Annotated in this window: 1 protein-coding gene; it reads left to right on the top strand. The window is 75.8% G+C overall.

The features are described from left to right. Window positions 1-232: 232 nt before the first annotated feature. Window positions 233-1,863 (top strand): polyketide synthase dehydratase domain-containing protein (locus PUR56_RS03960; protein WP_329947857.1); only part of this gene is annotated, 1,631 nt, incomplete at its 3' end.

The following is a 1,863-nucleotide window of genomic DNA, read 5'->3' as shown; positions in this document are numbered from 1 at the left end:
GGTTGCTTCGGGTGGGGAGTTGGCGGATCCGGGGTATTGGGTGCGTCAGGTTCGTGAGGCGGTGCGTTTCGCGGATGTGGTGGGGTCGTTGTCGGCGGAGGGTGTGTCGACGTTCGTGGAGTTGGGTCCGGACGGGACTCTTGCGTCGTTGGTGGAGGGGGTTCTTGAGGGGCCGGTGACGGCTGCGGTGTTGCGGCGGGATCGTGGGGAGTCGCGGACGGCGGTGGCGGCGTTGGCGCGGATCCATGTCCAGGGTCACCGGGTCGACTGGACCGCGCTGCTGGGCACGGCCACGGGCCGGTCCTCCGGCATCGACCTGCCGACGTATCCGTTCCAGCGGCGTCGTTACTGGTTGGAGCCCGCGACCCGTACTGGCGACGCCGGCGGCCTCGGCCTGGCCCCGATAGGCCACCCGCTGCTCCGGGCGGCCGTCGGCCTGCCGGACGGCGAGGGCGCCGTGCTGACCGGCAGCCTGTCGCTGGCCACCCACCCGTGGCTCGCCGACCACGCGGTGCAGGGCACGGTGATCCTTCCCGGCACCGCACTGCTGGAGCTGGCGATCCGCGCGGGCGACGAGGTGGGGGCGAGTGCGCTCGACGAACTGGTCGTCGAGGCCCCGCTCCTCGTCCCGGACCGCGGCGCCGTCCACGTCCGGGTGAGCGTCGGTGACCCGGACGAGGCGGGCCTGCGGTCCGTCACCGTCCACTCGCGCCCCGCCCCGCCGGCCGGACCGGGCGACCCGGTGGAGCGGTTGACGGATTCGGCCGAGTGGACCCGGCACGCCGCCGGCACCCTGCTGAGCGGCCCGGCCGCGCCGGCCGAGGGTCTGCACGCCTGGCCGCCGCCGGGTGCGACGGCGCTGGACACCGAGGGGATCTACCAGGACCTGGCCGCCGCCGGGCTGGACTACGGGCCCGGGTTCCAGGGCCTGCGCGCCGCCTGGCGGGACGGCGACACCTTCTACGCCGAGGTCGCGCTGCCCGACGCGCTCGCCGGTGAGGCCGAACGGTACGGCCTCCACCCCGCCCTGCTGGACGCCGCCGTCCACATCACCGTCCACCACCGGCTGGTCGACAGCCCGCCCGGAGTGAGCCGGCTGCCGTTCGCCTACACCGGTGTCCGGCTGCACGCGACGGGGGCGAGCGCCCTGCGCGTCCGGCTCCGCTACACCGAGCCGGAGGTGCTCGCGATCGAGCTCGCGGACGGGACCGGCGCGCCGGTGGCCTCGGTGGAGGCACTCCGGGCCCGCCTGGTCTCCGCCGAGCAGCTCGCCCCGACGGGCGGCGCCGACCGCGACGCGCTGTTCCGGCTGGACTGGCCGGAGGTGACGGCGGGTGCCTCCGACGAGTCCGCCTGGGAGGTGCTGCGGGCGGAGGGGGACCTGGCCGTGACGCTGGCGGCCGTTCAGGGGTGGTTCGCGGACGAGTCCCGTGAGGGTGTCCGTCTGGTGGTCCTGACGCGTCAGGCGGTGGCCGTGGACGAGGGGGAGACGCCCGACCTGGCGACGGCCCCGGACTGGGGTCTGCTCCGCTCGGCCCAGTCCGAGTTTCCGGGCCGGATCGTGCTCGTGGACACCGACGGCGCCGCGGCCTCCGAGGCGGCCCTGGCCGCCGCCGTCGCCACCGGCGAGCCCCAACTCGCCCTGCGGGACGGGCGCCTGCACGCGCCGCGGCTGGTGCGGGCGGCCGTTCCCGAGGTCGAGTCGGCCCGCCCGTGGGACGAGGACGGCACGGTTCTGATCACGGGTGGTACGGGGACGCTGGGGGCGATCCTGGCGCGGCACCTGGTGGCCGAGCGGGGGGTGCGGCATCTGGTGCTGCTCTCCCGGCGGGGTGAGCGGGCGCCGGGTGCGGCCGAGTTGCG

Origin of the sequence: Streptomyces sp. BE303 (assembly GCF_036290945.1) — a bacterium.
GTDB lineage: Bacteria > Actinomycetota > Actinomycetes > Streptomycetales > Streptomycetaceae > Kitasatospora.
This window is presented reverse-complemented; position numbering and strand designations above follow the sequence as displayed.